We start from the raw sequence: 718 nt of genomic DNA on the forward strand, positions 1-718 counted from the left end.
GGTGCTCAGTTGATTTCTCACACCGATCTTCATGAAGCTATTTCTCTTTGGGAAGGGCGGTGTTTGGGGATTGCCGAAATCAACAAAGTGCTCAAAGCGGTGACCAAGCTTTATATGAAGCGCGGCTATATTGCGGTGCGGGCTTATTTGCCTGAGCAAGATTTAAGCGGCGGTCATCTCAAGATTGTTGTTGTTGAAGGTGTGATGGAAGATATCACTCTTGATGGGCATAAAGTTGGAAGGAAATCTCAAGGAGAAATCACCACGGCTTTTCCAAACCTTATTGGGAAGCCGACCAATCTGCGCCAGATAGAGCAAGGGCTTGATCAAATCAATCGGCTTTTTTCACGCCAAGCCACCATTAATCTTGGTGCGGGTGGCAATTCGGGTGGTTCGATACTCGATGTTCATATTGAAAAACAGAAACCTTGGCTTATCACGCTTTCCAGCGATAATCTTGGTGCTAAAGCAACAGGAATTTATCAAACGCGCTTGAGCCTTTCTTTTGATGATCTGTTAGGGATCAATGATCAATGGTCGTTTAGCTATCAGCGTTCTATGGATGGTAGTCCGTATCATTTTTCTCACAAGCGCCCCAATAGTGATACTCTAACGGGATCCTTTTCTCTTCCCTATGGCACTTGGACAACAGGTTTTGATGGGACGTGGAGCCAATATCATTCGAGTGTTAAGGGAATATTTTCCGATATTATGACTG

1 protein-coding gene is annotated in these 718 nt (G+C 44.7%); it reads left to right on the plus strand.

Going from position 1 to position 718, the window contains the following annotated elements; genetic code table 11:
* The coding region (locus PVV60_RS10675) for a ShlB/FhaC/HecB family hemolysin secretion/activation protein (protein WP_273724694.1) at positions 1-718 on the plus strand (718 nt) is incomplete at both ends.

It is taken from the genome of Bartonella sp. AU18XJBT (assembly GCF_028618595.1).
GTDB lineage: Bacteria > Pseudomonadota > Alphaproteobacteria > Rhizobiales > Rhizobiaceae > Bartonella.